The 26348-nt window shown below is 60.3% G+C and carries 22 protein-coding genes; 18 read left to right on the plus strand and 4 right to left on the minus strand.

Features of this window, described 5'->3' with window-relative positions:
- Positions 1-40: 40 nt before the first annotated feature.
- The gene (gene icmF / locus L63ED372_RS00440) at positions 41-3331 is read right to left on the minus strand and encodes a fused isobutyryl-CoA mutase/GTPase IcmF (protein WP_062401761.1); all 3291 of its coding nucleotides are present in this window, start codon (positions 3329-3331) and stop codon (positions 41-43) included.
- Positions 3332-3513: 182 nt separating this feature from the next.
- Here icmF and L63ED372_RS00445 point away from each other — a divergent pair, with 182 nt between their 5' ends.
- Complete coding sequence (locus L63ED372_RS00445; protein ID WP_062401764.1) at positions 3514-3948, plus strand: rhodanese-like domain-containing protein; 435 nt, start codon at positions 3514-3516, stop codon at positions 3946-3948.
- Positions 3949-4079: 131 nt separating this feature from the next.
- Here L63ED372_RS00445 and L63ED372_RS00450 read toward each other — a convergent pair whose 3' ends face one another.
- Positions 4080-5510 carry an amidase gene (locus L63ED372_RS00450; RefSeq protein ID WP_062401766.1) on the minus strand — a complete coding sequence of 477 codons (1431 nt, stop codon included), beginning with the start codon at positions 5508-5510 and terminating at the stop codon, positions 4080-4082.
- A gap of 158 nt (positions 5511-5668) precedes the next feature.
- On the opposite strand from L63ED372_RS00450, the gene L63ED372_RS00455 reads away from it, so the two are divergent.
- The 9 genes from L63ED372_RS00455 (at position 5669) to L63ED372_RS00495 (ending at position 16154) form a co-directional block, all read left to right on the plus strand.
- Positions 5669-7258: an ABC transporter substrate-binding protein gene (locus L63ED372_RS00455; RefSeq protein WP_062401769.1), complete on the plus strand. Its 1590-nt coding sequence runs from the start codon at positions 5669-5671 to the stop codon at positions 7256-7258.
- A gap of 14 nt (positions 7259-7272) precedes the next feature.
- Complete coding sequence (locus L63ED372_RS00460) at positions 7273-8226, plus strand: ABC transporter permease (protein ID WP_062401773.1); 954 nt, start codon at positions 7273-7275, stop codon at positions 8224-8226.
- The gene (locus L63ED372_RS00465) at positions 8226-9104 is read left to right on the plus strand and encodes an ABC transporter permease (RefSeq protein WP_062401776.1); all 879 of its coding nucleotides are present in this window, start codon (positions 8226-8228) and stop codon (positions 9102-9104) included. The genes L63ED372_RS00460 and L63ED372_RS00465 overlap by 1 nt, the downstream gene beginning before the upstream one ends.
- Entirely contained in the window at positions 9101-10729 is a 1629-nt protein-coding gene (locus tag L63ED372_RS00470; protein WP_062401779.1) for a dipeptide ABC transporter ATP-binding protein, read from the plus strand. The genes L63ED372_RS00465 and L63ED372_RS00470 overlap by 4 nt, the downstream gene beginning before the upstream one ends.
- Before the next feature lie 60 nt (positions 10730-10789).
- Entirely contained in the window at positions 10790-12289 is a 1500-nt protein-coding gene (locus tag L63ED372_RS00475; RefSeq protein WP_062401782.1) for a M81 family metallopeptidase, read from the plus strand.
- A 47-nt stretch (positions 12290-12336) separates the two neighbouring features.
- On the plus strand, positions 12337-13755 hold the full coding sequence (locus L63ED372_RS00480; protein WP_062401785.1) for an amidase: 1419 nt from the start codon (positions 12337-12339) through the stop codon (positions 13753-13755).
- A gap of 124 nt (positions 13756-13879) precedes the next feature.
- Positions 13880-14821, plus strand: a complete 942-nt coding sequence (locus tag L63ED372_RS00485; RefSeq protein WP_062401788.1) for a M23 family metallopeptidase — start codon at positions 13880-13882, stop codon at positions 14819-14821.
- A gap of 32 nt (positions 14822-14853) precedes the next feature.
- Positions 14854-15309 carry a bactofilin family protein gene (locus L63ED372_RS00490; RefSeq protein WP_062401792.1) on the plus strand — a complete coding sequence of 152 codons (456 nt, stop codon included), beginning with the start codon at positions 14854-14856 and terminating at the stop codon, positions 15307-15309.
- 80 nt (positions 15310-15389) lie between these two features.
- Positions 15390-16154, plus strand: a complete 765-nt coding sequence (locus L63ED372_RS00495; RefSeq protein ID WP_062401795.1) for a type III pantothenate kinase — start codon at positions 15390-15392, stop codon at positions 16152-16154.
- Positions 16155-16192: 38 nt separating this feature from the next.
- Here the strand turns inward: L63ED372_RS00495 and L63ED372_RS00500 are convergent, their stop codons facing one another.
- Positions 16193-16861, minus strand: coding sequence for a TetR/AcrR family transcriptional regulator (locus L63ED372_RS00500; protein ID WP_062401798.1), 669 nt, complete (start codon positions 16859-16861; stop codon positions 16193-16195).
- 33 nt (positions 16862-16894) lie between these two features.
- Positions 16895-17416: a phasin family protein gene (locus L63ED372_RS00505; RefSeq protein ID WP_062401801.1), complete on the minus strand. Its 522-nt coding sequence runs from the start codon at positions 17414-17416 to the stop codon at positions 16895-16897.
- A gap of 115 nt (positions 17417-17531) precedes the next feature.
- On the opposite strand from L63ED372_RS00505, the gene rfbB reads away from it, so the two are divergent.
- From rfbB to L63ED372_RS00545, 8 genes are all read left to right on the plus strand, one after another.
- Positions 17532-18590, plus strand: coding sequence for a dTDP-glucose 4,6-dehydratase (gene rfbB / locus L63ED372_RS00510; RefSeq protein ID WP_062401804.1), 1059 nt, complete (start codon positions 17532-17534; stop codon positions 18588-18590).
- Positions 18591-18721: 131 nt separating this feature from the next.
- Positions 18722-19018, plus strand: coding sequence for a type II toxin-antitoxin system RelE/ParE family toxin (locus L63ED372_RS00515; RefSeq protein WP_062401807.1), 297 nt, complete (start codon positions 18722-18724; stop codon positions 19016-19018).
- A gap of 3 nt (positions 19019-19021) precedes the next feature.
- Positions 19022-19324 carry an addiction module antidote protein gene (locus L63ED372_RS00520; protein WP_062401810.1) on the plus strand — a complete coding sequence of 101 codons (303 nt, stop codon included), beginning with the start codon at positions 19022-19024 and terminating at the stop codon, positions 19322-19324.
- Positions 19325-19379: 55 nt separating this feature from the next.
- Complete coding sequence (gene rfbD / locus L63ED372_RS00525) at positions 19380-20273, plus strand: dTDP-4-dehydrorhamnose reductase (RefSeq protein ID WP_062401813.1); 894 nt, start codon at positions 19380-19382, stop codon at positions 20271-20273.
- An 89-nt stretch (positions 20274-20362) separates the two neighbouring features.
- A complete protein-coding gene (gene argB / locus L63ED372_RS00530) occupies positions 20363-21262 on the plus strand; it encodes an acetylglutamate kinase (protein WP_062401816.1) in 900 nt (299 codons plus the stop codon).
- Positions 21263-21353: 91 nt separating this feature from the next.
- Positions 21354-21974: a nucleoid occlusion factor SlmA gene (gene slmA / locus L63ED372_RS00535; RefSeq protein WP_062401820.1), complete on the plus strand. Its 621-nt coding sequence runs from the start codon at positions 21354-21356 to the stop codon at positions 21972-21974.
- A gap of 246 nt (positions 21975-22220) precedes the next feature.
- Positions 22221-23756, plus strand: coding sequence for a capsule assembly Wzi family protein (locus tag L63ED372_RS00540; RefSeq protein ID WP_082431537.1), 1536 nt, complete (start codon positions 22221-22223; stop codon positions 23754-23756).
- Positions 23757-23996: 240 nt separating this feature from the next.
- Positions 23997-26267, plus strand: coding sequence for a hypothetical protein (locus L63ED372_RS00545; protein ID WP_156343517.1), 2271 nt, complete (start codon positions 23997-23999; stop codon positions 26265-26267).
- Positions 26268-26348: the final 81 nt, after the last annotated feature.

The following is a 26348-nucleotide window of genomic DNA, read 5'->3' on the forward strand; positions in this document are numbered from 1 at the left end:
ACATATTAAAAATACAAGGATAAAGCTGGCGGGATGGCGTTCACATATTGCGTCGGTACTGACCACCCACCTCAAACAGCGCGTTGGTGATCTGACCCAGCGAGCAGACCCGTACCGCATCCATCAGCACCTCGAACACATTGCCGTTGTCGATCACGGCTTGTTGCAGGCGTTTGAGCATGGCCGGGGCCTGTGCGGCGTGGCGGGTGTGGAAGTCTTGCAGGCGCTTCAGTTGTGACTGCTTTTCTTCCTCGGTCGAGCGTGCCAGCTCCAGGCTTTCGAGCACTTCGTCGCCCTTGGGGTTGCGGAAGGTGTTAACGCCGATGATGGGCAGCTCGCCGGTGTGCTTGAGCATCTCGTAGTGCATGGACTCGTCTTGAATCTTGCCGCGCTGGTAGCCGGTTTCCATCGCGCCCAGCACGCCGCCGCGCTCGGCGATTTTCTCGAACTCGGCCAACACCATTTCTTCGACCAACTCGGTGAGTTCGTCGATGATGAAAGCACCCTGGTTGGGGTTCTCGTTTTTGGCCAGGCCCCACTCGCGGTTGATGATCAGCTGGATCGCCATGGCACGGCGCACCGAGTCTTCGGTGGGCGTGGTGATGGCTTCGTCAAACGCGTTGGTGTGCAGGCTGTTGCAGTTGTCGTAGATCGCGATCAGCGCCTGCAGCGTGGTGCGGATGTCGTTGAACTGGATCTCTTGCGCGTGCAACGAACGGCCCGAGGTCTGGATGTGGTACTTGAGCTTTTGGCTGCGCTCGTTCGCACCGTACTTCTCTTTCATGGCCACGGCCCAGATGCGGCGCGCCACGCGGCCGAGCACCGTGTATTCGGGGTCCATGCCGTTGCTGAAGAAGAACGACAAGTTGGGTGCGAAGTCGTCGATGTGCATGCCACGCGCCAGATACGCTTCCACAAACGTGAAGCCGTTGGACAGCGTGAAGGCCAGCTGCGAAATCGGGTTGGCCCCGGCTTCGGCGATGTGGTAGCCGCTGATCGACACCGAGTAGAAGTTGCGCACGTCGTGGTGCACAAAATACTGTGCGATGTCGCCCATGACTTTGAGCGAAAACTCGGTCGAGAAGATGCAGGTGTTCTGGCCTTGGTCTTCTTTCAGAATGTCGGCCTGCACCGTTCCGCGCACATTGGCCAGCACCCATTCGCGGATCTTGGCGGCTTCGGTCTCGGTCGGCTCACGGCCGTTATCGGCTTTGAATTTGTCGAGATTTTGGTCAATGGCCGTGTTCATGAACATGGCCAGGATCGACGGTGCGGGGCCATTGATGGTCATCGACACGCTGGTGGTCGGGTTGCACAGGTCAAAGCCCGAGTACAGCACCTTCATGTCGTCGAGTGTGGCCACGTTCACGCCCGAGTTGCCGATCTTGCCGTAGATGTCCGGGCGCAGGTCCGGGTCGTTGCCGTACAGCGTGACCGAGTCAAACGCGGTGGACAGGCGCTTGGCGGGCAAGCCCTCAGACACCAGCTTGAAGCGGCGGTTGGTGCGGAAGGGGTCGCCTTCACCCGCGAACATGCGGGTCGGGTCTTCGCCTTCGCGCTTGAAGGCAAAGGTGCCCGCGGTGTAGGGGTAGCTGCCGGGCACGTTGTCCAGCATCAGCCACTTGAGCACTTCGCCATCGTCTTCGTATTGGGGCAGTGCCACCTTGCGGATGGTGGTGCCAGACAGCGACTTGGTGGTGAGCGCCGTGCGGATTTCCTTGTCGCGGATTTTTACCACGTATTCATCGCCCGCGTAGGCTTTTTGCATGTCGGGCCACTGGGCCAGCAGTTTGCGTGCTGTGGGGTCTTGCGTTTGTTCGCGGCTCACGGCCAAGTCAATCGCGGCTTCGGCGGCTTTGGCGCGGCCGGATTTGCCGACTTCGAGCATGCGGGCCGCAGCACGCAGTTGCTGGATCTCGCGGGCCAGGCGGGCCTGGTCAATGGCGCGTTTCTTGTAGCCGCGCACGGTGTCGCTGATCTCGGCCAGATAGCGGGTGCGGGAAGACGGCACCACCGGGTTTTGGTGGGTGCTGTAGCGCACATTCACCACGGGCAGGCGGCCTTCGGTGGTCTTCATGCCCAGTTCGGCCAAGCGGGATTTCAGCGCTTGGTACAAAGCAGTCACGCCATCGTCGTTGAAGCGGGCGGCCATGGTGCCAAACACCGGCATCTGCTCGGTGGGGGTGGTCCAGGCTTCCTTGTTGCGTTGCACCTGCTTGGCCACATCTCGCAGGGCGTCACTCGCGCCTTTGCGGTCGAACTTGTTGATGGCCACAAACTCGGCAAAGTCCAGCATGTCGATTTTTTCGAGCTGGCTGGCCGCGCCAAACTCGGGCGTCATCACGTACATGGGCACATCGACATGCGGCACGATGGCGGCGTCGCCCTGGCCAATGCCGGAGGTTTCGACCACGATCACATCAAAACCGGCCACCTTGCAGGCCGCCACCACATCGGGCAGGGCGGCTGAAATTTCAGAGCCAAAGTCACGCGTGGCCAGCGAGCGCATGAACACGCGGGGGCCTTGCGACCAAGAGCTGATCGCGTTCATGCGGATGCGGTCACCCAGCAGAGCGCCTCCGCTCTTGCGGCGCGAGGGGTCGATGGAGATCACGGCCACACGCAGCGCGTCGTCCTGGTCCAGGCGCAGGCGGCGAATCAACTCGTCGGTCAGCGAAGACTTGCCCGCACCGCCCGTTCCGGTGATGCCGAGCACGGGCACTTTCTTTTGCGCGGCTTGTTCGCGCACGGTCTTGACCACGGTCGCATCGGCTTTGTCATTCTCCAAAGCGGTGATCAGCTGCGCCAGGGCACGCCAGTTCATCTCGCCGTGACCCTGAATCGCGTCCACGGTTTTGGGTGCCAAGGGGCTCACGTCTTGGTCGCAGCGCATGACCATCTCGCCGATCATTCCAGCCAGGCCCATTTTTTGGCCGTCTTCGGGGCTGAAAATGCGCACGCCTTTCTCGGCCAGCGCGCGAATCTCGGCCGGCACGATCACACCGCCACCGCCGCCAAACACCTGGATGTGCTCGCCGCCCCGGGCCTTGAGCAGGTCCACCATGTAGCTGAAGTATTCGTTGTGCCCGCCTTGGTAAGAGCTGATGGCGATGCCTTGGGCGTCTTCTTGCAGCGCGGCCGTCACCACCTCGTCCACCGAGCGGTTGTGGCCCAGGTGAATGACTTCGGCACCCATGCTTTGCAGGATGCGGCGCATGATGTTGATGGCGGCGTCGTGGCCGTCAAACAGCGAAGCGGCGGTGACAAAACGCACCTTGTTCGTGGGGCGGTATTCGGCCAAGGCTTTGAATTCGGCTGACAAGTCGGTCATGGGGGTCTCCGTGGGCGGGCGGTCTCGATGGCTTTGACGTTGACGTAAACGTCAATCAAAACCCGCATCTTAGCCGTTGCGGCCTGTCCTGTCACTGACACTTGGGTGCCTTGGCAAAAAGCTATGATTTCACCCCAATCAGGGTCTCAGCCCGTGGCCCGTGTACAGACACCCCTCCCACCATGACTTCACCAACGACCCCGCTTGCGCCAGATGTTCAACCCGCCGACGGTTATGCAGGCGACATTTCGCCCGAGCAGGCCTGGGCCTGGGTGCAGTCGGGCGAGGCCGTATTGGTGGATGTGCGCACCGACGCCGAACGCGCCTGGGTGGGTTTTGTGCCCGGTGCCCACGCCCTGGCCTGGAAGCAGTGGCCCGGCATGGCGATGAACCCTGGTTTTGACGTGGGCATACAGGCCTTGGGCGCGGGGGGCAAAAAACTGGTGCTGCTGTGCCGCAGTGGTGTGCGATCGATTGCGGCTGCCCAGCGTGCTACCGAGCTGGGCCTGTTGGCCTACAACATCCTCGAAGGCTTTGAGGGCGACCCCAACGAGCAGGCCCACCGGGGCCTCAAGGGCGGCTGGCGCTACCGCGGGCTGCCTTGGCAGCAAAACTGACCAGATGGATCCCGGATCAAGTCCGGGATGACTGCTACTTTCTGGATCCCCGCTCAAGTCCGGGATAGCGCGGTTGCTTTCTGGGAACGCGGTGGCTTGTCACCCCGGCCTCCGAGCCGGGGTCCAGGTTTTCAAACGCCTGGCGGTCGCTGGGCGATCAGGGTCTCATTGGCCATTTCGTAGGCGTGGGCCAGTTTTAGCAAATCCCAATCGCCCTGGGGTTTGCCAATCAGGGCCAAGCCCATGGGCAGGCCGTTTTCGCCAAAGCCCGCGGGCACACTGATGGAGGGCAAACCTGCAAACGTGGCGTAAATCACCACCTCCATCCAGCGGTGGTAGGTGTCCATGGCGCGACCGGCCACGTTGTCTGGCCAGCGCAGTGACACATCAAACGGCCAAACCTGGGCAACGGGAATCGCCAGCACATCGAATTTTTCAAACAGGGCCAGCATGCTCAGGTAAAAGCGGGTGCGGCTGGCGCTGGCAGACATCAATTGAGCGCCCGTCAGGGTGAGCGATTGGTCGTGCTCCCACAAAGCCTCGGGTTTGATCTGGTCGCGGTTGGTCGGGTTGATCAGGAATGGCGCGATGCGCGGCCCCACCAACGCCTGCCGCCACACCAGCCAGGCTTGCCAGATCTGCTCGGGCGGCATGCCCAAACGTGCTTCGTCGACTTGGCACCCCATGCCCGCCAGGCTGTTCAGGGCCGATTGGCAAATGTCCAGAATGCCGCCCTCCATGGGCAGATAGCCTTGCAGATCACCCAGCCAGCCGATGCGCTGGCCTTGAGGGTCGCTTTCGAGCGAGCCTGCAAACTGAGCAGGGTCATCGTTCAGGCTCAAAGGGCTGGACGGGTGTGCCCCGGCTTGCACCGACAGCAGCATGGCCAAATCCGCCACATGGCGTGCCATAGGGCCTTCGGTGGCCAGTTGGGCAATGAACACATCTTGTGCGGGCGACATGGGCACCCGCCCTTGTGAGGGACGAAGGCCAAACACATGGTTCCACCCGGCGGGGTTGCGCAAGCTGCCCATGAAGTCCGAACCGTCGGCCACGGGCAGCAAGCGCTGGGCCAGCGCCACGGCCGCGCCGCCGCTGCTGCCGCCTGCCGATTTGCCGGGGTCCCAGGCGTTGCGGGTGGGGCCAAACACCTCGTTGAAGGTGTGTGAGCCCAAACCAAACTCGGGCGAGTTGGTTTTGCCGATGACGATGGCCCCAGACGCCCGCATGCGGCTGGCCATGAGCCCATCTTCGCTGGCCACGAAGTCTTTCATGAGCGGGCTGCCCAAAGTGGTGCGCAGGCCTTGGGCGTTGGACAAATCCTTGATGGCTTGGGGCATGCCGTGCATCCAGCCCATGGACTCGCCCCGGGCCAATTGGGCATCGCGCTCGCGGGCTTGTGCCAACAAAAGTTCCGGTTCTTGCAGGCTGACGATGGCGTTGGAGACCGGGTTCAAGCGGGCAATGCGCTCGAGGGTGGACTGCATGACTTCCTGGCACGACACCTGCTTGAGGTGGATGGCGCGGGACAAATCGATGGCGGAAGTATCAGGGTTGACCATGGGGTGCTGCTCTCGGTTTTATTTGTATTATGAAAGCGGTCGAAGGGCATGGAGCCACTGGTGAAAACCCCGACTCCGATTTGCGCAAAGGTGACGCTTGTTCGTTTTGAAAGCTGTCATCATGGTTTTTCAACTGTTCCTTTTTTGGAGATCTGATCATGAAGAGACGTGTTCTGTTTGCTGCTACGGGTTTGTTGGGTTTGAGCATGCTGGCCCCTGTGGTGGCACAAGCCCAAGCGCAAGACAACAAGGTGTTCCGTTTTGTGCCGCACGCCAACCTGGCCGTGCTCGATCCCATCTGGACCACGGCCTACGTGACGCGTAACCACGCCTACATGATCTACGACACCCTCTTCTCGGAAGATGCACAGGGCAACATCAAGCCCCAAATGGTGGACACCTACACCAACTCGCCTGATCGCAAGACCTGGACCTTCAAGCTGCGCAGTGGCCTGGAGTTTCACGACGGCAAGCCCGTGACCAGCGAAGACGTGGTGGCCTCGCTCAAGCGCTGGGCCAGCCGCGATGCCATGGGTGGCATCTTGAACACCTTCATCGACCGTTATGAGACCCCTGATGCCAGCACCTTCCGCATGATCCTCAAGGAGCCCAGTGGCATCGTGATCGACGCTTTGGGCAAGGCCTCGTCCAACGTGCCCTTCATCATGCCCGCTCGCATTGCGGCCACGCCTGGCTCCGAACAAATCAAGGAGCACATTGGTTCGGGCCCCTTCATCTTCAAGGCCGACGAGTTCAAGCCCGGCGCCCTGGCGGTGTACACACGCAATGCCAAATACAAGCCTCGTGCTGAAGCACCCAGCGGCATGGCCGGTGGCCGTCCGGTCAACTTTGACCGTGTGGAGTGGGTCATCATCCGCGATCCACAAACCCAGTTCAACGCCATCAAAGCCGGTGAAGTGGACATGGTCGAGCAGCCCAGCTTCGAGCAGTACGAAACCCTGAAGAAAACCGAAGGTTTGAAGGTCGATGACTTTTCGCCCGCGGGCTTGCAGTTCATCATGCGCTTCAACCACCTGCACAAGCCGTTTGACAACCCCAAGATCCGTCAAGCGGCCATGGTGGCCATGGGTCAGCAGGCCTACATCAACACCCAAATTGGCGTGCCCGAGTTGGGCAAACTCTGTCGCAGCATGTTTCCTTGCGGCACGGTGTACGCGGATGAAAACACCGGTTACTTCACCGGCGTGGCCAATCCCGCCAAAGCCCGCGAAATGCTCAAAGAAGCCGGTTACGACAACACCCCCGTGCTCTTGATGCGCCCCACCGACTTGGCCTCGATCGCCAAGATCCCGCTGGTGGCCAAGCAGCAACTCGAAGCCGCTGGCTTCAAAGTGGACTTCCAGCAAATGGACTGGGCTTCGCTGCTCGCACGCCGTGCCAAGAAAGACGCGCCTGCAGCCGGTGGTTGGAATGCATTCCTGACCGCTTGGACGGCGGGTGACATCTCCAACCCATTGGCCATGGCCATGCTGAATGCCAAAGGCGACACAGGTTGGTTCGGCTGGCAAAACGAGCCACGCATCGAGACCTTGAAGGCCAGCTTCGCTCGCGCAGCCACCACCGAAGAGAAAAAGAAAATCGCCAGCCAGATCCAGGCCGTGGCCTTCGAGACCGCCACCCACGCACCATTGGGTCAGTACCGCTCACCCACGGTGATTCGCAGCAATGTGAGTGGCATTTTGCAAACCCCCGGCATCCCGGTCATGTGGAACATCAAGAAAAACTGATCAGGTTCTGAGCGATGTTTCAATTCGTCCTGCGCCGCCTGCTGGCGGTGCTGCCGGTCCTGCTCGTCGTCTCGCTGGTGGTCTTCCTCATCTTGAGGTTGGCCCCCGGTGATCCGGCGGCGGTCATTGCCGGCAACAGCGCCACCAACGAAGACATCAACCGCATCCGCGAACAACTGGGTCTGGATCGCTCGATCCTGTCCCAGTACTTCATCTGGATCGGGCGGGTGTTTCAAGGCGATCTGGGTTATTCGTATTACCTGAGCAAGCCCGTCACCGAGCTGATCGCGCAGCGCATCGAGCCCACCTTGTCCTTGGCCGCCGGCACCTTGGTGCTGGCCGTTGCGGTGGCCATTCCATTGGGGACCATTGCCGCTTGGCGCATGGGCGGCTGGCTCGACAAAATCCTGTCCGGGTTTTCGGTGGCTGGGTTTTCGGTGCCGGTGTTTGTGATCGGCTATTTGTTGATCTACCTGTTTGCCATTCGCTTGGACTGGCTGCCGGTACAAGGCTACAAGGCCTTGTTTGGGCCGCGCAGTGTCGGGGTGTGGGATTGGATGCGGCAGCTGATCTTGCCCTGGATGACGTTGGCCATGATTTATGTGGCGCTGATTGCGCGGGTGACGAGGGCCAGTGTGTCCGAAGTCCTGACCGAGGATTACATCCGCACCGCGCGGGCCAAGGGCCTGACCGAGCGTGTGGTGCTGCTGCGCCACGCCTTGAGCAATGCGGCTGTGCCCATCGTCACCGTGATTGGTATTGGTGTGGCCCTGCTCATCGGCGGTGTGGTGGTGACCGAGACGGTCTACGCCATTCCTGGCCTGGGCATGCTCACGGTGGACGCGGTGCTCAACCGCGACTTCCCGGTGATCCAGGGGCTGGTCCTGCTGTTCTCATGCGCCTACGTGTTCATCAACCTCATGGTCGATTTGAGCTACCTCTTCCTTGATCCGAGGATCCGTTACTGATGTCCCTCTCTCATCGTTTATGGGCCAACGGCTCCATCCGCTTTGGTGCCGTGGTGCTCGGGTTCATGGTGCTGGTGTCTTTGCTGGCGCCTTGGCTGGGCACGGTGGACCCTGCCGCCATGGACTCCAATTTCATCAACAAGCCTGCTGGCCTCAAGGGTGACTTCGCCCTGGTTGATGGCAGCACGGTGGCCCACACTTTCTGGCTGGGCACCGACAGCTTTGGCCGTGACCTTTACAGCCGCGTGGTCTATGGCGCACAAGTGTCCTTGCTGGTGGGCGGTTTCACCGCGGCGTTGGCGCTGGCGCTCGGCGGATGCCTGGGCATGCTGGCCGGTTACTTCCGTCAAGTGGACGCGGTGCTCATGCGTTTCATGGACGGCCTCATGGCCATCCCCGCCATTTTGCTGGCCATTGCGCTGGTCGCGGCATTGGGCGCCCAAGTGTGGACGGTGGTGGTGGCCATCGCCATCCCCGAGGTGCCGCGTGTGACCCGCTTGGTGCGCTCTTTGGTGCTGAGCTTGCGTGAAGAGCCTTTTGTGGAGGCGGCCCGAGCGTTGGCCACGCCCACGCCCGTGATTTTGTGGCGACACATCTTGCCCAATGCTTTGGCGCCCTTGATTGTGCAAGGCACCTTTGTGGCCGCGTCTGCGGTGCTGACCGAGGCAATTTTGAGTTTTCTGGGCTTGGGCCTGCCGCCTGACATTCCCACCTGGGGCAACATCATGGCCGAGGGACGTGTGCAGTTCAGCCAATACCCTGGCAACGTGCTGTACCCCGCTTTGTTCTTGGTGCCCACGGTGCTGGCTGTGAATTTGTTGGGAGATGGTTTGCGCGACGTGCTCGACCCCAAATTTGCGAAAAGGGGTGCGCGATGAGCACATCAACCCCTCAACCCGTCCTGTCGATTCGCCAACTCTCGGTGGCCTTGCCTGCGGGCGGTGACCGGGCGCACGCGGTGCACCAGGTGTCGCTCAGCATCCTCCCCGGCCAGACCTTGTGTGTGGTGGGTGAGTCGGGCTCGGGCAAGTCGGTCATGGCCACCACCGTCATGGGCCTGCTGGCCAAAGAACTGCGCCCCAGCGGCGGCGAGGTTGTGCTGCAAGGCGAATCCTTGCTGGGCGCCTCGGCGGCGCGTTTGCGGGACTTGCGCGGGCGCAGCATGGGCATGGTGTTCCAAGAACCCATGACCGCGCTCAACCCGGTCATGACCTGTGGTGACCAGGTGGACGAACTGCTGTCCACCCACACCGATTGGCCCCGCGACCAGCGTCGCGCCGAAATTTTGCGCATCTTCGAACGGGTGCGTCTGCCCGACCCCGAGCGCATGCTGCGCAGCTACCCGCACCAGCTCAGTGGTGGTCAGCGCCAACGCATCGTGATCGCCATGGCCGTTGTGCTCAAGCCTGCCTTGATCATTTGCGACGAGCCGACCACCGCGCTCGATGTGACCACACAAAAAGAAATTTTGCGCCTGATTGCCGACCTGCAACGCGAGCAGGGCAGTGCGGTGCTCTTCATCACCCACGACATGGGTGTGGTGGCCGAGATCGCCGACGAGGTGCTGGTCATGAACCAGGGCGAAGCCGTTGAGGGTGGCCCGTGTGAGCAGGTCTTGCGTCGCCCTAAGGCTGAGTACACGCGCCAGTTGCTTGCGGCCGTGCCAGGCATGACGCCACCGGTGGCCAAACCCGCCTTCAGTGGCCCGGCCTTGTTGTCGGGCCAGGGCGTGGGCAAAACCTATTCCAGCCGCGACTGGATGGGCCGCAACCGCGCCACCGCCGCACTGCAAAACGCCCATGTGGCGGTGCACGCAGGCGAGACGGTGGGCATTGTGGGCGAGTCCGGTTCGGGCAAGTCCACCTTTGCACGTTGCCTGATTCGCCTGATCGACCCGACCGAGGGCCGCATCTTGTGGGGTGAGGACGAGGTGGCCACATTGCCCGAAAGTCGCTTGCGGCCTTTGCGCAACCGGGTGCAGGTGGTGTTTCAAGACCCCAACCGCTCGCTCAACCCGCGCCGTACGGTGGGCCAGTCCATGGTCGAAGGGGCCATGAACTTTGGCCAGTCCCGCGCCGAGGCCGAAGCCTTGGCGGCCGAGTTGATGACGCAGGTGCGTCTGCCCGTCGAAGCGCTGCAGCGTTACCCCAGCCAATTCAGTGGTGGACAAAGGCAACGCCTGGCCATTGCCCGGGCCTTGGCTTGTCGGCCCCAGGTGCTGGTGGCCGACGAGGCCGTGAGCGCCTTGGATGTGAGCGTGCAAGCGCAGATCCTGAACTTGCTGCGCGAGATTCAGGGCCGCTTGGGCTTGGGTGTGCTCTTCATCACGCATGACCTGCGTGTGGCCGCGCAGCTGTGCGACCGCGTGATCGTGATGCACCAGGGCCACATCGTCGAAGAAGGCCCGACCGCCGAGCTCTACGCCAACCCCCAACAAGATTACACACGCCGTCTTTTGCACGCGGCACCTGCGGCTTTGCCGCCCATGGATGTTGCTGTTTGATGCTTACCCTGAATGCCGCACTTTGAGGCGGTTTGATTTGAACCCTCACCACGGCCCTTCATGACCCGTATCCTGATCGCTGGTTACCAGCACGAGACCAACACTTTTGCCCCCAGCCTGGCCAATTGGGCGGCCTTCCAAAGCGGCGAGGCCTTTCCAGCCTATGTGCGCGGGCAGGCCATGATCGACCAGATGACGGGCGTGAACATCCCGGCGGGTGGCTTCATCGACGCGGCGCGGCGCGAAGGCTGGCACCTCGTGCCCTCGGCTTGGGCCGGGGCCACGCCCTCTTCGTACGTGACTAAAGACGCGTTTGAGCGCATCTGCGCGGCCATTGTCGAAGACGTTCGCGCAGCCCTGGTGCAGGGCCTGGACGGTGTGTACCTCGATCTGCACGGCGCGGCCGTGGCCGAAAACGCCGACGACAGTGAGGGCGAGTTGATCGCCCGCATCCGCGCGGTGGTCGGCCCCAAGCTGCCCATCGTGGCCAGCCTGGACCTGCACGCCAACGTGACCGAACGCATGCTGCAGCTGTCTGACGGCCTGGTGGCCTACCGCACCTACCCGCACATCGACATGGCCGACACGGGCGAGCGGGCCGCTCTGCTGATGCGCGAGCATTTGCGTGCAGGCGCCAAGCGCCCCATGCAGGCGCGTCGCCTGCCGTTTTTGATTCCACTGAATGCCCAAAGCACCTGGATGGCCCCGGCCAAAGACCTCTACGACGAGATGATCGCGCTGGAGTCTCAAACCGGTTGCATGCTCAGTTTTTGCATGGGCTTTCCGGCGTCCGACTTTGCCGAGTGCGGCCCCGTGGTCTGGGGCCACGGCCCGCAGGCTGATATGGCGGTGCAGCGCTTGTTTGAGCGCGTGGCCGAACCCGGCCAGTGGCGCCCCGATGTGCTGCCCGCACGCGAGGCAGTCACCCAAGCCTTGGCCACGGCAGAAGTCTCTGCTGCCCCCGTGGTCATGGCCGACACCCAAGACAACCCGGGCGCAGGCGGCGACAGCAACACCACCGGCATGCTGCACGCCCTGCTGCAGCAAGGCGCTGGAAAGCGCTGGCCTGGTCAAGTGGCCGTTGGCTTGTTGTATGACCCCGCAGCTGCCCGCATGGCGCATGAGGCTGGTATCGGCGCGAGTTTGCAGCTGGCTTTGGGCAAAGCTGTGCCCACCTTCACCGGCGAGGCGAGCGATCCACCTGTACAAGGCCGCTTCACGGTGCGGGCCTTGGGGCCGGATGATTGCGAGCTCAAAGGCCCGATGATGACCGGCATGAAAGTCCACATCGGCCCTTGTGCGTGCCTCGAAATCGACGGCGTGCTGATCGCCGTGGCCAGCGGCAAATGCCAGATGCTCGACCGCGAACTGTTCCGCGCCGTGGGCATCCACCCCGAGCAAATGAAGCTGCTGGTGGTCAAAAGCTCCAACCATTTCCGGGCCGACTTCACCCCCATCGCCAGCCGCGTGCTGGTGGCCAAAGCGGCGGGCCCCATGGCCGCTGATCCGGGCGACTTGCCCTGGAAAAAACTCAGTCCGAACACCCGCACCCGACCTTGACGTGGCTCGGCAGCCGGGCTTTTGACATTTTCTAAAGAGGCACACCCATGAGCACAACACCCCAAGACCTGACGCAGTCCCCAGCCCACGAACTGCTCGCCCTGTACCGCAGCGGCCAGGCCTCACCGGTCGAAGTCACCCGGGCGGTGCTCTCGCGCATCGAACGTGTCAACCCACAAATCAACGCCTTTTGTCTGGTGGACGAAAAAGCCGCCATGGCCAGCGCCCAGGCCAGCGAAGCCCGTTGGCAAGCGCACCGCCAGCAAGGCACGCCCGTGGGCGCATTGGACGGTGTGCCCACCTCCATCAAAGACCTGATCCTGACGCAAGGCTGGCCCACCCTGCGCGGCAGCCGCACCATCGACCCGAACCAGCCCTGGGATGTGGATGCTCCGGCCACCGCCCGCCTGCGCGAAGCGGGCGCGGTCTTGCTGGGCAAAACCACCACGCCCGAGTTTGGTTGCAAGGGCGAGACCAATTCACCCGCCACCGGCATCACGCGTAACCCCTGGAACCTGAACCACACCCCGGGCGGCTCCTCGGGCGGTACAGCCGCTGCCGTGGCGGCGGGCCTCGGGCCCATTGGCGTGGGCACCGACGGCGCGGGCAGCGTGCGCATTCCGGCGGCCTTTTGTGGCAACGTGGGCCTCAAACCCAGCTTTGGCCGCGTGCCCGCCTACCCTTTGTCGCCCTTTGGCACGGTGGCCCACCTGGGCCCGCACACCATGAGCGTGCGCGACGCCGCCTTGATGACCAACGTGCTCAAGCAACCCGATGCCCGCGACTGGACATCGCTGCCCCCCGACGCGAGCGACTACACCATAGGTCTGGAAGACGGCATCCGCGGCCTCAAGATCGCCTACTCGCCCACCTTGGGTTATGCGCAGAACGTGGACCCCGAAATCGCCGCTGCAGTGCATGCCGCTGTGCAGCAGCTTCAGGCCTTGGGTGCCCATGTGGAGCAGGTTGACCCGGGTTTCGAAGACCCCTTGGAGATCACCACGGGGCTTTGGTTTTTGGGCGCCTACACCGTCTGGAAAGGCCTAAGCGCCGAGCAGCAGGCCGTGGCCGACCCCGACTTCAAAGCCGAGGCCGAGTTCGGTGCGCAACTGAGTGCCTTGCAAATCCAACAACTCAACCAACGCCGTGGCGTCTTGGGCTCGCACATGCGCCAGTTCATGCAGCGCTACGACCTGCTGGTCACCCCAGCGGTTGCCATTCCGGCTTTTGAGGCGCGTGCGGCCGGCACCGTGGCCATGAACCCAGTGTCCATGCTCGGCTGGACGCCGTTCAGCTACCCCTTCAACCTCACCCAGCAACCTGCTATTACCGTGCCCTGTGGCCAGACCCGCAGCGGCTTGCCCATGGGCCTTCAGATCGTGGGCCCCATGTTTGGCGACGCCTTGGTGCTGCGTGCCGCCCGGGCTTACGAGTCGGCCATGCCTGTGGCTCGCCCGAACTTATGATGAGCTGAGCCCCCAACGCGGCCACAAAATTTGGCCCCAAGACCTTGGTCGGTGAATTGACTTATTGAATACTTTTGGTATAAATAAAAGCTTTCTCATCGGATCAAGTCCTCTTGGAGTGCGTATGCAATTGATTTGGGTAGCAGGTCCAGCGGACAAGGTGGTCACTTTTTCCATCACCACCCGAACCGTGTTGACCGCCTTGGCCGCCGTGTCGAGTTTTCTGGTGCTTCTGGGTTTTTTGTTCCACTTGATCGGCTTGAGGGTGGCGGTTGAATATGTGCCCGAGTTGGCCCACCGCATGGGCGGCGTGACCAGCCAAAGCGAGCAGCAAAGAGTTGAAGCCATCTACCGGGAGAAACTCGAACTTCTGAACCACCACCTGAGCGGTGTGTCTGAGCGCCTGCACGAAATCGAGGCCATCAAAGACAAAGTTTTGGGGCGTTTGGGGATTGAAAAATTGCTGCCCGCCTCAGGCCCCACTGTGCGCGAACCCTCAGCCGGCAAGGGGGGGCCCATGAATTTGTTGTCCACATGGGGCTTTTCTTCTCGAAGACTGAATCACCAACTCGACCAGTCCATCGAGAAGGTCCTCCACTACGACAAAACGCTGGCCGACATGCAAGCACGCTGGCAAGGCGATCTGGGGCGCTTGGATCTTGTGCCAACCGTGCTGCCGCTTTCGGGCGATTTTTTGCTGAGCAGCACTTTTGGGGTGCGTGCCGACCCGCTCACCCACTTGCCCAGCATGCACGAGGGCATTGATTTTGTGGCCCCCGTTGGAACACCTGTGCTGGCCACGGCGGACGGGGTGGTGCTGCGTGCAGAATATGCGGGTGCCTATGGCAATATGGTGGAGCTGGCCCACGCCGACGGCTTTGTCACCCGCTATGCCCACCTCAAGACCATTGACGTCAAGCCCCAAGATGTGCTCCAGCGCCATGATGTGGTGGGCACTCTGGGCAACACTGGTCGATCTACCGGACCTCATTTACATTACGAAGTGATATTCAAAGGACGTGCCATGCACCCAGCCAAAGCGCTGGCCGCGTGGGCGCAATCCTGACCCCCTCTGAACTGGACAACAAGGAGACGCGCATGTTTGGCAAAAAGAAAAGCACCCACACCCCTTTGGTGATGAGCCAGGAGAAGTTTGACACCCTGATTGGTCGCCACGCTGAAATCCACGGCTGCCTGCGTTTGCAGGAAAGCGTGCGCATCGATGGCAAGGTGGTGGGCAACATCGAAGCACCCAGAGACCAGCCCATTTCCGTGGTGATCGGGCCCAACGGCGAGGTGCAAGGCGATGTGTTGGCAAGCCGAATCATTGTGGCGGGCAAAGTGGCGGGCAACATCCATGCATTCGAGCGGGTGGAGCTGATGGCCAGTGCCCTGGTCCAGGGGGACATCAAATACGCCTCCATGGCCGTCGAACATGGGGCCAAGCTCTTGGGCTTGCTTTTGCAAGTGGACAGCTCAGACACCCCCACGCGCTCGGACCGGGATGCACAAGACGCCATCCGCAAGGCCCAAAACGCCGGCCTGAGCAGCTGAGTTCTGCACTGAATCTTCAGCTGCGCTCACACACTCGTGGCCCGGCTGTTTCGGTGACTGAAAGTCATTATCATCGGCAGATGACATTTTTAGCCATCGATGTGGGCAACACGCGCCTGAAATGGGCGCTGTACGACCACCCGAGCCCTCAGGGCCAATTGCTCGCACACGGTGCCGAGTTCCTCGAAAACATCGATCGCCTGTCGGAAGGCCCTTGGTCCACTTTGGCCAAGCCCGACCAGATGCTGGGCTGCGTGGTGGCTGGCGACGCCATCAAGCGCCGCGTGCAAGAGCAAATGGAACTGTGGGACTTCACGCCGCAATGGGTGGTGCCCAGTGCACAAGAGGCCGGGCTGACCAACGGCTACGACCACCCCTCGCGCTTGGGGTCGGACCGCTGGGTGGCCATGATTGGGGCGCGTCACCGCATGCTGGCCACAGGCCAGTCACGCCCCTTGGTGGTGGTCATGGTTGGCACGGCCGTGACGGTGGAAGCCATCGACGCGCAGGGCCGTTTTCTGGGCGGTCTGATCTTGCCCGGCCACGGCATCATGCTGCGAGCGCTCGAGTCGGGCACTGCCGGTTTGCATGTGCCCACGGGCGATGTCAGGCCCTTTCCGACCAACACCAGCGACGCCCTGACCAGTGGCGGCACCTACGCCATTGCCGGGGCCTGCGAGCGCATGGTGCAGCACCTGCGCGAGCACACTGGCCAAGAGCCCATTTGCATCATGACCGGTGGTGCGGGCTGGAAAATGGCCCCCAGCATGTCGGTGCGTTTCGAGTTGGTGGACAACCTGATTTTTGATGGTTTGCTGGCGCTGGCGGCCCAGCGCTTTGCCTGAACCTTTTTCCTGGCCCTTTTTTGGCCCTTTCCTGGGGCTCAAGCCGCGCCGGGTGCGCTGTAAGCGGCGGTCAAGGCCTGCAGGTGCTGTTGCACCTGCGGGTCGGCCATGTAAGGTGTCAGCAGCGACAGCACATGCTGCGCCCCCCGCGTCAAAGCCAGCCCGGCACTGGCCGGCTCCATGGCCTGTCGCGGGTTGCGCACATATTCGTAACTGAGCCAATAGGTCACCATCACCGACAGGCTCGCCGACAGGGTCTCGACGTGGTCGGCATCGATGCGCATCAGGCCCACTGCGCCCAAGGACTCCAGCATCTGCCGAAAGGCCAAGGTCTTGCGCTCCAGCACCGCATGGAAGTGTGTCTCCAGGTGGCGGTTGCCCGACAACAGGTTGTTCAGGTCGCGGTACAAAAAGCGGTGGTTCCACACCTGCTCAAACAGAGAGTGCAGTAAAAACCAGGTGTCTTCCACATCCCGCACATCGGGCGCGGCATCGAGCAAAGACAACATGGCCGCTTCGTACTGGTCAAACAGTTGGTTGACCAAGGCGTCCTTGGACGGGAAGTGGTAATAAAGATTGCCCGGGCTGATGCCCAACTCGGCCGAAATCAGCGTGGTCGAGACATTGGGCTCGCCAAAACGGTTGAACAAATCCAGCGTCACCTGCGCAATGCGCTCGGCGGTGCGGCGGGGGGCTTTTTTGGCCATGTGCGGGCTGCGGTGGCGGGCTTCAGAAAATCTTCAGGCAGATTTTTTGCGTGAGGCCGTCGCAGGTTTTGCAGCCGGTCGGCTCGCTTTGGCTGCTGGTTTTTTGGCAGCAGGTTTTTGGGCCGCTGGTGAAGCTTTGCTGGCTTGGCCTTGCAGCGCCTGCACTTGCGACTCCAGTTGCGCCACACGCTCGCTCAGCATCTGAATGTCCAGCAAAGAAGGCATGCCCAGCCGGTGCAGGGCTTTGGCCACACGGTCTTCAAACAGGTGCTCGAGTTTGTCCACACGCCCGGAAGCGCTTTGCCCAAAATCACTGGCCAAGTGGCCCAAACGTTCGGTGGCTTCTTGCAGGCGCTGCTGGGCTTCGGCCTGGCTTTTGCGTTGAAAGGCCAGGCCATCATTGAGCAGGGTTTCCATCGCTTTGCTGCCTTGTTCTTGCGCTTTGGCCATGGCACCCAAGCCTGCCAGCCACACCTGTTGTGCGGGTGGCGCAAAGGCCTGATCGGTGGGCTGGGCGGGGGAAGCTTTTTGGGGCGAGGACTTGGATGTGGCCATGGGGCATTTCCTGAATGTTGCCAACACTTTAACCTGAGCAGGATGCAAGACGAAAGCTTCTAAAATCCAGCACAGGTGGTGCAGCGCCCGTTGCGCCCAGACTTTTTCACATCCCATGACCATTTTGGTGACCGGCGGCGCAGGTTTTATTGGCGCCAACTTCGTGCTCGACTGGCTGGCTGCCAGCGATGAGCCTGTCGTCAACCTCGACAAGCTTACCTACGCGGGCAACCCCGAAACCTTGGCCATCCTGCAAGGCGATGCACGCCACCAGCTGGTGCAAGGCGACATCGGCGACAGCGCCCTGGTCAGCCGCCTGCTGGCCGAACACCGGCCGCGTGCGGTGGTTAACTTCGCGGCCGAAAGCCATGTGGACCGTTCCATCCACGGCCCAGGCGAGTTCATCCAGACCAATATCGTGGGCACCTTCAACCTGCTCGAAGCGGTGCGGGGCTTTTGGGGCGACTTGCCCGCGACTGAAAAATCGGCCTTCCGGTTTTTGCATGTGTCCACCGACGAGGTCTACGGCTCGCTGGCCAAGGGCGATCCGGCTTTCACCGAAACCCACCGCTACGAGCCCAACAGCCCCTACAGCGCGAGCAAGGCCGCCAGTGACCACCTGGTCCGCGCCTGGCACCACACCTATGGCTTGCCGGTGCTCACCACCAACTGCAGCAACAACTACGGGCCCTACCACTTCCCCGAAAAACTCATCCCGCTCATGATCGTCAACGCCTTGGCGGGCAAGCCTTTGCCTGTGTATGGCGACGGCATGCAAATCCGCGACTGGCTCTACGTCAAAGACCACTGCAGTGCGATTCGCCGCGTGCTCGAAGCCGGGCGCTTGGGCGAGGTCTACAACGTGGGCGGCTGGAACGAAAAGCCCAACATCGAGATCGTGCAGACCATCTGCCAGTTGCTCGACGAGATGCGCCCCAAAGCCGATGGCGGCAGCTACGCCAGCCAGATCACCTACGTGACCGACCGCCCCGGCCACGACCGCCGCTACGCCATCGACGCCCGCAAGCTCGAAGCCGAGCTGGGCTGGAAGCCCGCCGAAACGTTTGAGACCGGTATCCGCAAAACCGTCGAGTGGTACCTGGCCAATCCCGAGTGGGTGCAGCATGTGCAAAGCGGTGCTTACCGCGAGTGGGTGAACAAGCAGTACGCTTGAGCAATTAGACCCGCGTGCATAACGGCCGATGGGCGCGTGTCCATGGACTTGGACGACTTCATCGATGTTGATTTTGATCAAGCCTCAGGATCTCGGTTGACAAATTTGTATCCCAATTTATACAATGTGTCATGATGACCATTTATACGACCGAAAATTTCGATCAATGGTTTTCCAGTCTTCGGGACAAGCAAACCGCTCGCCGCATACAGGCTCGAATTGACCGTGCGGAAGACGGAAATTTTGGGGACCACAAGTCAGTCGGCGAGGGCGTATTCGAAATGCGAATTCACCATGGACCAGGTTATCGGGTTTATTTCATGCTTCGTGGTTTGGAGGTCGTCATCCTTTTGATCGCTGGCGATAAGTCCACTCAAGTCAAAGACATTCAAATAGCGCAGGACATGGCGCGTCAACTGAAGGAGTAACCGATGGCTGTTTTAAAGCTCAAAAAATGGGACAGTGCGCAGCATCTCCAAACTGAAGAGGACATGGCGCTTTATCTGGAGGCCTGTTTGCAAGAAGCAGGAGATGACGCTGCTTTTGTAGCCAAGGCATTGGGCACCATCGCCAAAGCCAAGGGCATGTCACAACTTTCGCGCGATACGGGTCTTGGCAGAGAAAGCCTTTACAAGGCGCTTTCTGGCGAAGGGAACCCCAGCTTTGCCACTATTTTGAAAGTCACGACTGCGCTGGGCATCCAGTTGCATGCGCTGCCCGTTCAGGCCCATTGATTCCCCCAAATCTTGAGAACCAGTTTCTTGCGGCCCCCATTGAATTGTAAAAATCATGAAAATCCTTCTTTTGGGTAAAAATGGCCAGGTCGGCTGGGAGCTGCAGCGCAGCCTGGCGCCTTTGGGCGAGGTGTTGGCGCTGGACCGGCAAAGCACCGACTTTTGCGGTGACCTGAGCCAGCCCGAGCGCTTGGCGCAAACGGTGTTGGCCTTCCAACCCGATGTCATCGTCAATGCCGCGGCGCACACCGCCGTGGACAAAGCCGAAAGCGAGCCCGAACTGGCCCGCTGCCTCAATGCCACCGCGCCTGCTGCGCTGGCGCAGGCGGCTGCGCAAATTGGGGCTTTGCTGGTGCATTACTCCACCGACTATGTGTTCAACGGCCAGGGCCAAAGCCCATGGCAAGAGGGCAGCGCCACCGGGCCGCTGAGTGTGTACGGCCAGACCAAACTCGAAGGCGAGCAGGCCATCGTGGCCAGCGGCTGTGCGCACCTGATTTTTCGCACCAGCTGGGTCTATGCCGCGCGGGGTGGCAACTTTGCCAAAACCATGCTGCGCTTGGCCGCCGATCGCGAACGCCTCACCGTCATTGACGACCAGCACGGCGCACCCACCGGGGCCGACCTGATCGCCGATGTCACGGCGCACGCCATCCGCGCCACTTTGTTGCAGCCCGCGCTTGGCGGCCTCTACCACTTGGTGGCCTCGGGCCAGACCACTTGGCACGGCTACGCCAGCCATGTGATCGCGCAGGCCCGGCTCACCCAGCCAGGCTTGGCGCTGAAGGTGGGCGAGATCGCCGCTGTGCCCACCTCAGCCTTCCCTACACCCGCGCAGCGCCCGCTCAACTCGCGCCTGGCCACACACAAGCTGCAAGAAGCCTTTGGCCTCGTGCTGCCGCCTTGGCAGCAGGGCGTCAACCGCATGCTGGCCGAGATCCTCGGGTGACCCGTGCGCTTGCGGCACAATTGTCCGCATGGGTGTGTTTGCCATCGCCCGGTTCTTATCATCTGTCCATTTGCTGAAGCTTTTTCGCCATGACCGTATCCACCGCCGCCCCCTCTGTTGCGCCGCACGACCAAGCCCAGATCCTGGCCCAGGCCATGCCCTACATCCGCAAGTTTCACGGGAAGACCCTGGTCATCAAATACGGCGGCAACGCCATGACCGACCCGGCCTTGCAGCAGGCCTTTGCAGAAGACGTGGTGCTGCTCAAACTGGTGGGCATGAACCCGGTGGTGGTGCACGGCGGCGGCCCACAAATCGAAACGGCTTTGAAGCGCCTGGGCAAAACCGGTGAATTCATCCAGGGCATGCGCGTGACCGATGCCGAAACCATGGAAGTGGTCGAGTGGGTGCTGGGCGGCGAAGTGCAACAAGACATCGTGGGCATGATCAACCGCGCTGGCGGCAAAGCCGTGGGCCTGACGGGCCGTGACGGTGGCCTGATCCGCGCCAAAAAACTGCGCCTGGTGGACAGCCAAGACCCCAGCAAAGAACACGATGTGGGCCAAGTCGGTGAGATCGAAAGCATCGATCCGGCCATCCTCAAATGCCTGCAAGACGACGCCTTCATCCCGGTGGTCAGCCCCATCGGTTTTGGTGAGCACAACGAGAGCTACAACATCAACGCCGATGTGGTGGCGGCCAAGCTCGCCACCGTGCTCCAAGCCGAAAAACTGCTCATGCTCACCAACATCCGCGGCGTGCTCGACAAAGAAGGCAACTTGCTCACCGAGCTGACCCCCAGCCGCATCGACGAGTTGTGCGCTGACGGCACCATCAGCGGCGGCATGATCCCCAAAATTGCAGGCGCCCTGGACGCGGCCAAGAGCGGCGTGAACGCGGTGCACATCATCGACGGCCGCGTGCCCCACGCCATGCTGCTCGAAGTGTTGTCGGAGCAAGCTTTCGGCACCATGATCCGAAGCCGCTGAGCCGCTGCCCACCGCCAAGTTGGGCGGCTCGAATCCAGTGGCTCGAATCACGTTGCTCGAATCAAGAGGCTCGAAGAAAAAAGGGAGAGACATGCCAGACCAAGAACCACACGAACCCATGGCCGACGAAGCACCGGCCCCCACACGCAAGCGCCCCAAACCGGGCGAGCGCCGGTTGCAAATTTTGCAAACCCTGGCCGCCATGCTGGAGCAGCCCGGCGCCGAACGCGTGACCACGGCAGGCCTGGCCGCCAAAATCGGGGTGAGCGAAGCTGCCCTTTACCGCCACTTTGCCAGCAAGGCGCAAATGTTCGAAGGCCTGATCGACTTTGTTGACCAGTCCACCATGGGCCTGATCCGCCAAGTCACCGACCGCGAACCCCCTGGCCCCCAACAGGCTGCCCGCATCGTGGCGTTGCTGTTTCAATTTGCCGAGAAAAACCCCGGCATGAGCCGCGTCATGATTGGCGACGCGCTGGTGCTGGAGCACGAACGCCTGCAAGAGCGCATCAACCTGATGTTTGACAAGATCGAAGCGCAACTGCGCCAGACCCTCAAAACCAGTGACTCCACCACCCCTACCGCCGATGCGCAAGTGACCGCTTCACTGCTGGTCGCCTTCATGCAAGGCCGCTTGCAGCGCTTTGCCCGCACGGGCTTCAAGCGCTTGCCGTCTGAACATTTGCAGGCGGCGTTGGCGCGGGTGCTGTAAACGCCGCAGCTTGAACGGCTGCCCATGATCGCCACCCAGTCTGCTTTGGTCTTGGGCTCCTTCTCTTTCGTTTCAGACTTTGCCTTGGCCAATGGCGTGGGCAGACATATTCGACGTTATTAATTTTTGAATGTTAAATTTATTAATTTAAATGTATTTCACATTATTAATAAATAAATATATTTAATATTTTATATAGAATGGCTCTCTTCTTGTTCGTTAGAACAGAAGGAAGGGTGCTGTTTTATGTCTCGCAAAAATGGGTTACGACTTGCCATTTTTTCTTTATCAATGGCTTATGTCGGCTGTGGCTTTGCACAAACGCCGGCCAGCGTTCCCTACACCCCCAGTTGGACGGCGAGGCATTATTTGCATTGGCTGATCGATCATGAAGGTATGAATTTGACCGTGAGTCAATGGCCTTTACCGGCGGCAGCTGTCGAGCAGGCTTTAGACGAACTCCGCTCCGACGATTCAACCCCAGGGGTCATGACCGCTCGGAATTTTGTGAAAAAGGAGTTGGAGGCCTTGAAATCCAGTTCGATCCTGTCAGTTCATGCACGCTCAGACTCAGAAGGGCTCAATGGCTACGGCGACAACCACACCCCCGGAAGCAGTGCGCGTTTGTCCTCTCCAGAGATCAGGCGCAGCTGGGGATCGGTATCGGTGGCGGGGAAACTCGGTTTTCGTGCCGACGAAGTGCCTAATCAACTCAGGGGCTTGGATGGCACGAAGCCACATCGCTGGAGCTTGGATGGCAGCGCCGCGGTTTTGAACGTCAGTGGCTGGCAACTGCAGGCCTTTTCCCATCGCCACTGGTGGGGCCCGGGATGGCAAAGCAGTTTGATCAATGGCCTCAACCAACCTGGCTGGACTGGCATGGGTATTCAAAGAGGTGAGACCAAGCCCTCACAAAACGCATTAACGAGTTGGCTAGGACCCTGGAACCTCGATGTGTTTGTGGCCAAGGCACAAGATCCGCTGGTGGTTGAAAACCAGCCACAGGGCTTTTTGTTTTCCGGGATACTTCTGACCGTCAAGCCCAAACCTTGGTTAGAAATAGGGCTGAGCCGGAGCTTGCAGACCGCAGGCAAGGGGCGGCCCGGTGGCGCGGGCAATTTTGTCAAAGCATTTTGGGGACAAGAGGTCAATAAAAACCCCGACGACACATTTATCGACAGCAGCGCTCAATTGGCCGGTTATGACGTCCGACTCAGCTGCCCGCGTTCTTGGGCAGAGCTGTTGGGCACTTGCGCTGCCTACACCCAGTGGATCGGAGAAGATGCCGCAGGCAAGTTGCCATTGCCTTTCAAATTCATGAGTCTATGGGGTGTGGAAAGCAGCTATGGGCAAGGGCGGTACCGTGTTTTTGCCGAATGGAGCGACACCAATGCCTACAGCTTGCCCTGGGACACCCAACCCACGTTTCCAGGTTATCTGAACGGTGTCTATGTGCAGGGTTACACACAAGGCACACGCTGGGTTGGTTCGGCGCAAGGCGGTGGCTCTCGTGTCTTTTCAATGGGTTGGATGGATGCCGCCAAGCAACGCCTGGTCAAGCTGCATATGGGTCAAATCCATACCGCATTGGGGGCATACAACCCGAGCGTCAAAGCCCCGAATGGTCAATTCAAAGGGCTCAGTGCCAGCCAGACCATCGTTTGGAAAAACTTCAGTGTCATGCCCGAGTTGGCCGTGATTCGTTTCGCCCAAGGCGATACCGACCTCGACAGCAAACGCCAGCACATCCGCTTGGGCCTCGACGTTGTCATGGCTTTTTGAGTCCAGCCTGCTTTGACGCTGGGATTTTGCTCTTAGCTTTCACTATTTGCCCTACGTTGCAGCGCGCGCTTTAATAAATCCACCAAAAAGGGATAAAAATCAACAGAATCTCATAAAACGCAATGATTCGCGATATATTGCCTCAGGAGTTGACAGGAAGGTAAAAATAGAAAATATAAATAAAAGTATCTATTTTATTTCCAGTACTGATTTTTAGCTATGCGCGATCAAAGCCTTTACATGCCGAAGTTATTGTCGGCGCTTGCCTCTGGGGCATTGGCGTCTGCCAGCCTGGGCGTGCAAGCCCAGCAAATATCACCTTCGGGCTACACGGGTGCCATCAACACGCCCACGGCATTCACCCTCAAGCCCGCCAGCATGGGCATGAGTTTGACCAACTCCATTCCGGAGTTTTACGAGCAGTTTCCCGGTGTGGGTTCCATGTTGAGCTTGAATTTGGGCTTTGGCTTGGCGCCCGGTCTGGAGGCGGTGGGGCGGCTGACCAACAATGGCGACCTTCACTGCGACTTGTACTATTCTTCTTGCAAGTCATCCACACGAGACTTGAGCGTGGGGGGCAAGTACCAGCTGCCTTTGCATTGGTTGTTTGGCAACGACCTGTTAAACCACCAATACTTCAAGCCAGCATTGGCTTTTGGCATCACGGATTACGGTGGCGCAGCAACTTTGTACCGCCAAAAATACGCAGTGGGCTCGGTCACTTCAGGGCCCGTCACCCTGAGTGCAGGGCGTGCTGCTTCCATTTATACCGATCATGGTGGGGGTTTGATTCAGGGCAATTTTGGCAGTGTCATTTATCAATTAACGCCTCAGTTGTCGGCCATTGCCGAAACCGATTCCAGAGAACGCCGACTGGGTGTTTCTTGGACCCATCGTCTCACTGGCAACACCGACCTCGTGTTGGCCGCCAGCAAAAAGCTGACGAACAGCACCTATCAACAAGCTTCTCAGGCCACATTGGCCTTGGTGTACCACTTTGGGCGTGGCGATAAAGAGTCAGCGGCCAAGCCGGTCGATACCCGAGATTGGGGGCGTCCAACGGCCGCAGCCATACACAGCCAAGAGGCGGCTTCCCCCTCATCAGCCCCCAAGGCGGTGGTCAAAACCGAATCTGCCGAACCCGTGATTCAAGCGCCCAAAGAGGCGCTTGCAAGCCCTGCTGCAACGGTCAAATGGCCAGAAGCCTCTGACCAAGACAAAGCCCAAGCCTTGGCGGATCGTTTTGCTCAAAACGGATTTTCTGACATCGATGTCGCCCAGACACCCTCTGGCTGGCTGGTGCGGGCCGAGCCCAGGCTGTGGCGTCAAAACAGATTAGATGCTTATGGTGCAGCGCTGTCGTCTTATTTGTTGGCGGCTCAAGACATTGACCTGAGCCAAGTCCAACATCTGAATGTGGCGCTCACCTTCATGGGGCAAGTGGTGGGCGGTTTGAGTGTGGAGGACGCCGCTTCTGCCATTCAATGCATGCGTCAATACCTGGGTGGTGCTGACATGTGTTCGGGTGGCAAGGCCTTCAAGTTGCATTACGAGCAAGAAACCTTGCCCGAATTTAAACAAGCCCAGTGGCTGCTTCTTCAAGAAAAAAACCGACGCTTTATGCCGCAGTTTGAGTTAAGCCCTGCAGCGTCTTACACGGCAGGCACCGAGTTCGGGCTTTTTGACTATTCCATCGGTGCCACTTTGGGCTGGGAAGTGCCTCTGGCCAAGGGATTGTTCTGGCAAGGGTTTTATGCACAACTCTTGACCGAAAGTGATGAGTTCAAAGACCCCACAAGCTACTTCAGACGCGTTGGCATGGGGGAGGCCACTCGCGCTGGTTCTAATTTGCTGGTGTATCAAACCAGGCTTTTGCCCCAGTGGTCTTCTCGCCTGTGGGGCCAGTTGTCGGTGGGCGATTTGGGTTATCAAACCTCTGGGCATCAAATCAACGCTTACTGGGCCACAGAAGACGGCCGGTACCGGGCCACTTGGGTCAAGGGGCAATGGCGCAACGAATCCATGTGGCAGGTGCGCAACCCCCATATTCTCAACTTGAGCGTGCGCCCCTTGAGCTCGGATTTTCAGATCACCTATTCGACCGGGCAATTTCACAACAACGACAAAGGCCACCGGCTGGGCTTGTCGTTCTCTTTTGCCGACAACGGCGTTCAGTTTTTCTGGCGCAAAACAGGGCCCTCCAACATTTTGCCCAACAACAACGCTTTCATGGGCTTTTCCATCACCATGCCTTTGGGGCCCAAGCAGGCGCTGGAAGCCGGGCCTGCCAGCTTCCGGTTGCGAGACCGTTGGGAGATGGGGGTGGAGACCAAGGTGGGCCAAAAGGACAATTACATCGAACCTTTTTATGGCGCCTTCCCGGGCATACGCCACAGCTTGGACACCGATGTGTTTGATTTCAACCGGAATGACATCCCGCTTGCTGAACTCAACTCTTATCGGATTCGGGTCACCGCCCGAGAGGTTTACTTGGCGAACACCAAACGCTAGTCATTTTGAGCTGTGAATCGCCCCGTTCAAGTTGGTGCAACTTCTGAGCGGCATGCCTCGCTCTGGGCGATCCAAAACAGG

Source organism: Limnohabitans sp. 63ED37-2 (genome assembly GCF_001412535.1).
Taxonomy (GTDB): domain Bacteria; phylum Pseudomonadota; class Gammaproteobacteria; order Burkholderiales; family Burkholderiaceae_C; genus Limnohabitans_A.

Excerpts from the sequence above, each read along its gene's own strand:
- argB (WP_062401816.1), top strand. The coding sequence starts at position 20,363 with ATGACCGTATCCACCGCCGCCCCCTCTGTTGCGCCGCACGACCAAGCC.
- L63ED372_RS00515 (WP_062401807.1), top strand. The coding sequence starts at position 18,722 with ATGATGACCATTTATACGACCGAAAATTTCGATCAATGGTTTTCCAGT.
- L63ED372_RS00445 (WP_062401764.1), top strand. The coding sequence starts at position 3,514 with ATGACTTCACCAACGACCCCGCTTGCGCCAGATGTTCAACCCGCCGAC.
- L63ED372_RS00465 (WP_062401776.1), top strand. The coding sequence starts at position 8,226 with ATGTCCCTCTCTCATCGTTTATGGGCCAACGGCTCCATCCGCTTTGGT.
- slmA (WP_062401820.1), top strand. The coding sequence starts at position 21,354 with ATGCCAGACCAAGAACCACACGAACCCATGGCCGACGAAGCACCGGCC.
- L63ED372_RS00475 (WP_062401782.1), top strand. The coding sequence starts at position 10,790 with ATGACCCGTATCCTGATCGCTGGTTACCAGCACGAGACCAACACTTTT.
- L63ED372_RS00500 (WP_062401798.1), bottom strand. The coding sequence starts at position 16,861 with ATGGCCAAAAAAGCCCCCCGCCGCACCGCCGAGCGCATTGCGCAGGTG.
- L63ED372_RS00545 (WP_156343517.1), top strand. The coding sequence starts at position 23,997 with ATGCCGAAGTTATTGTCGGCGCTTGCCTCTGGGGCATTGGCGTCTGCC.
- L63ED372_RS00470 (WP_062401779.1), top strand. The coding sequence starts at position 9,101 with ATGAGCACATCAACCCCTCAACCCGTCCTGTCGATTCGCCAACTCTCG.
- L63ED372_RS00455 (WP_062401769.1), top strand. The coding sequence starts at position 5,669 with ATGAAGAGACGTGTTCTGTTTGCTGCTACGGGTTTGTTGGGTTTGAGC.
- rfbD (WP_062401813.1), top strand. The coding sequence starts at position 19,380 with ATGAAAATCCTTCTTTTGGGTAAAAATGGCCAGGTCGGCTGGGAGCTG.
- L63ED372_RS00520 (WP_062401810.1), top strand. The coding sequence starts at position 19,022 with ATGGCTGTTTTAAAGCTCAAAAAATGGGACAGTGCGCAGCATCTCCAA.
- L63ED372_RS00540 (WP_082431537.1), top strand. The coding sequence starts at position 22,221 with ATGTCTCGCAAAAATGGGTTACGACTTGCCATTTTTTCTTTATCAATG.
- L63ED372_RS00490 (WP_062401792.1), top strand. The coding sequence starts at position 14,854 with ATGTTTGGCAAAAAGAAAAGCACCCACACCCCTTTGGTGATGAGCCAG.
- L63ED372_RS00450 (WP_062401766.1), bottom strand. The coding sequence starts at position 5,510 with ATGGTCAACCCTGATACTTCCGCCATCGATTTGTCCCGCGCCATCCAC.
- rfbB (WP_062401804.1), top strand. The coding sequence starts at position 17,532 with ATGACCATTTTGGTGACCGGCGGCGCAGGTTTTATTGGCGCCAACTTC.
- L63ED372_RS00460 (WP_062401773.1), top strand. The coding sequence starts at position 7,273 with ATGTTTCAATTCGTCCTGCGCCGCCTGCTGGCGGTGCTGCCGGTCCTG.
- icmF (WP_062401761.1), bottom strand. The coding sequence starts at position 3,331 with ATGACCGACTTGTCAGCCGAATTCAAAGCCTTGGCCGAATACCGCCCC.
- L63ED372_RS00480 (WP_062401785.1), top strand. The coding sequence starts at position 12,337 with ATGAGCACAACACCCCAAGACCTGACGCAGTCCCCAGCCCACGAACTG.
- L63ED372_RS00505 (WP_062401801.1), bottom strand. The coding sequence starts at position 17,416 with ATGGCCACATCCAAGTCCTCGCCCCAAAAAGCTTCCCCCGCCCAGCCC.
- L63ED372_RS00495 (WP_062401795.1), top strand. The coding sequence starts at position 15,390 with ATGACATTTTTAGCCATCGATGTGGGCAACACGCGCCTGAAATGGGCG.
- L63ED372_RS00485 (WP_062401788.1), top strand. The coding sequence starts at position 13,880 with ATGCAATTGATTTGGGTAGCAGGTCCAGCGGACAAGGTGGTCACTTTT.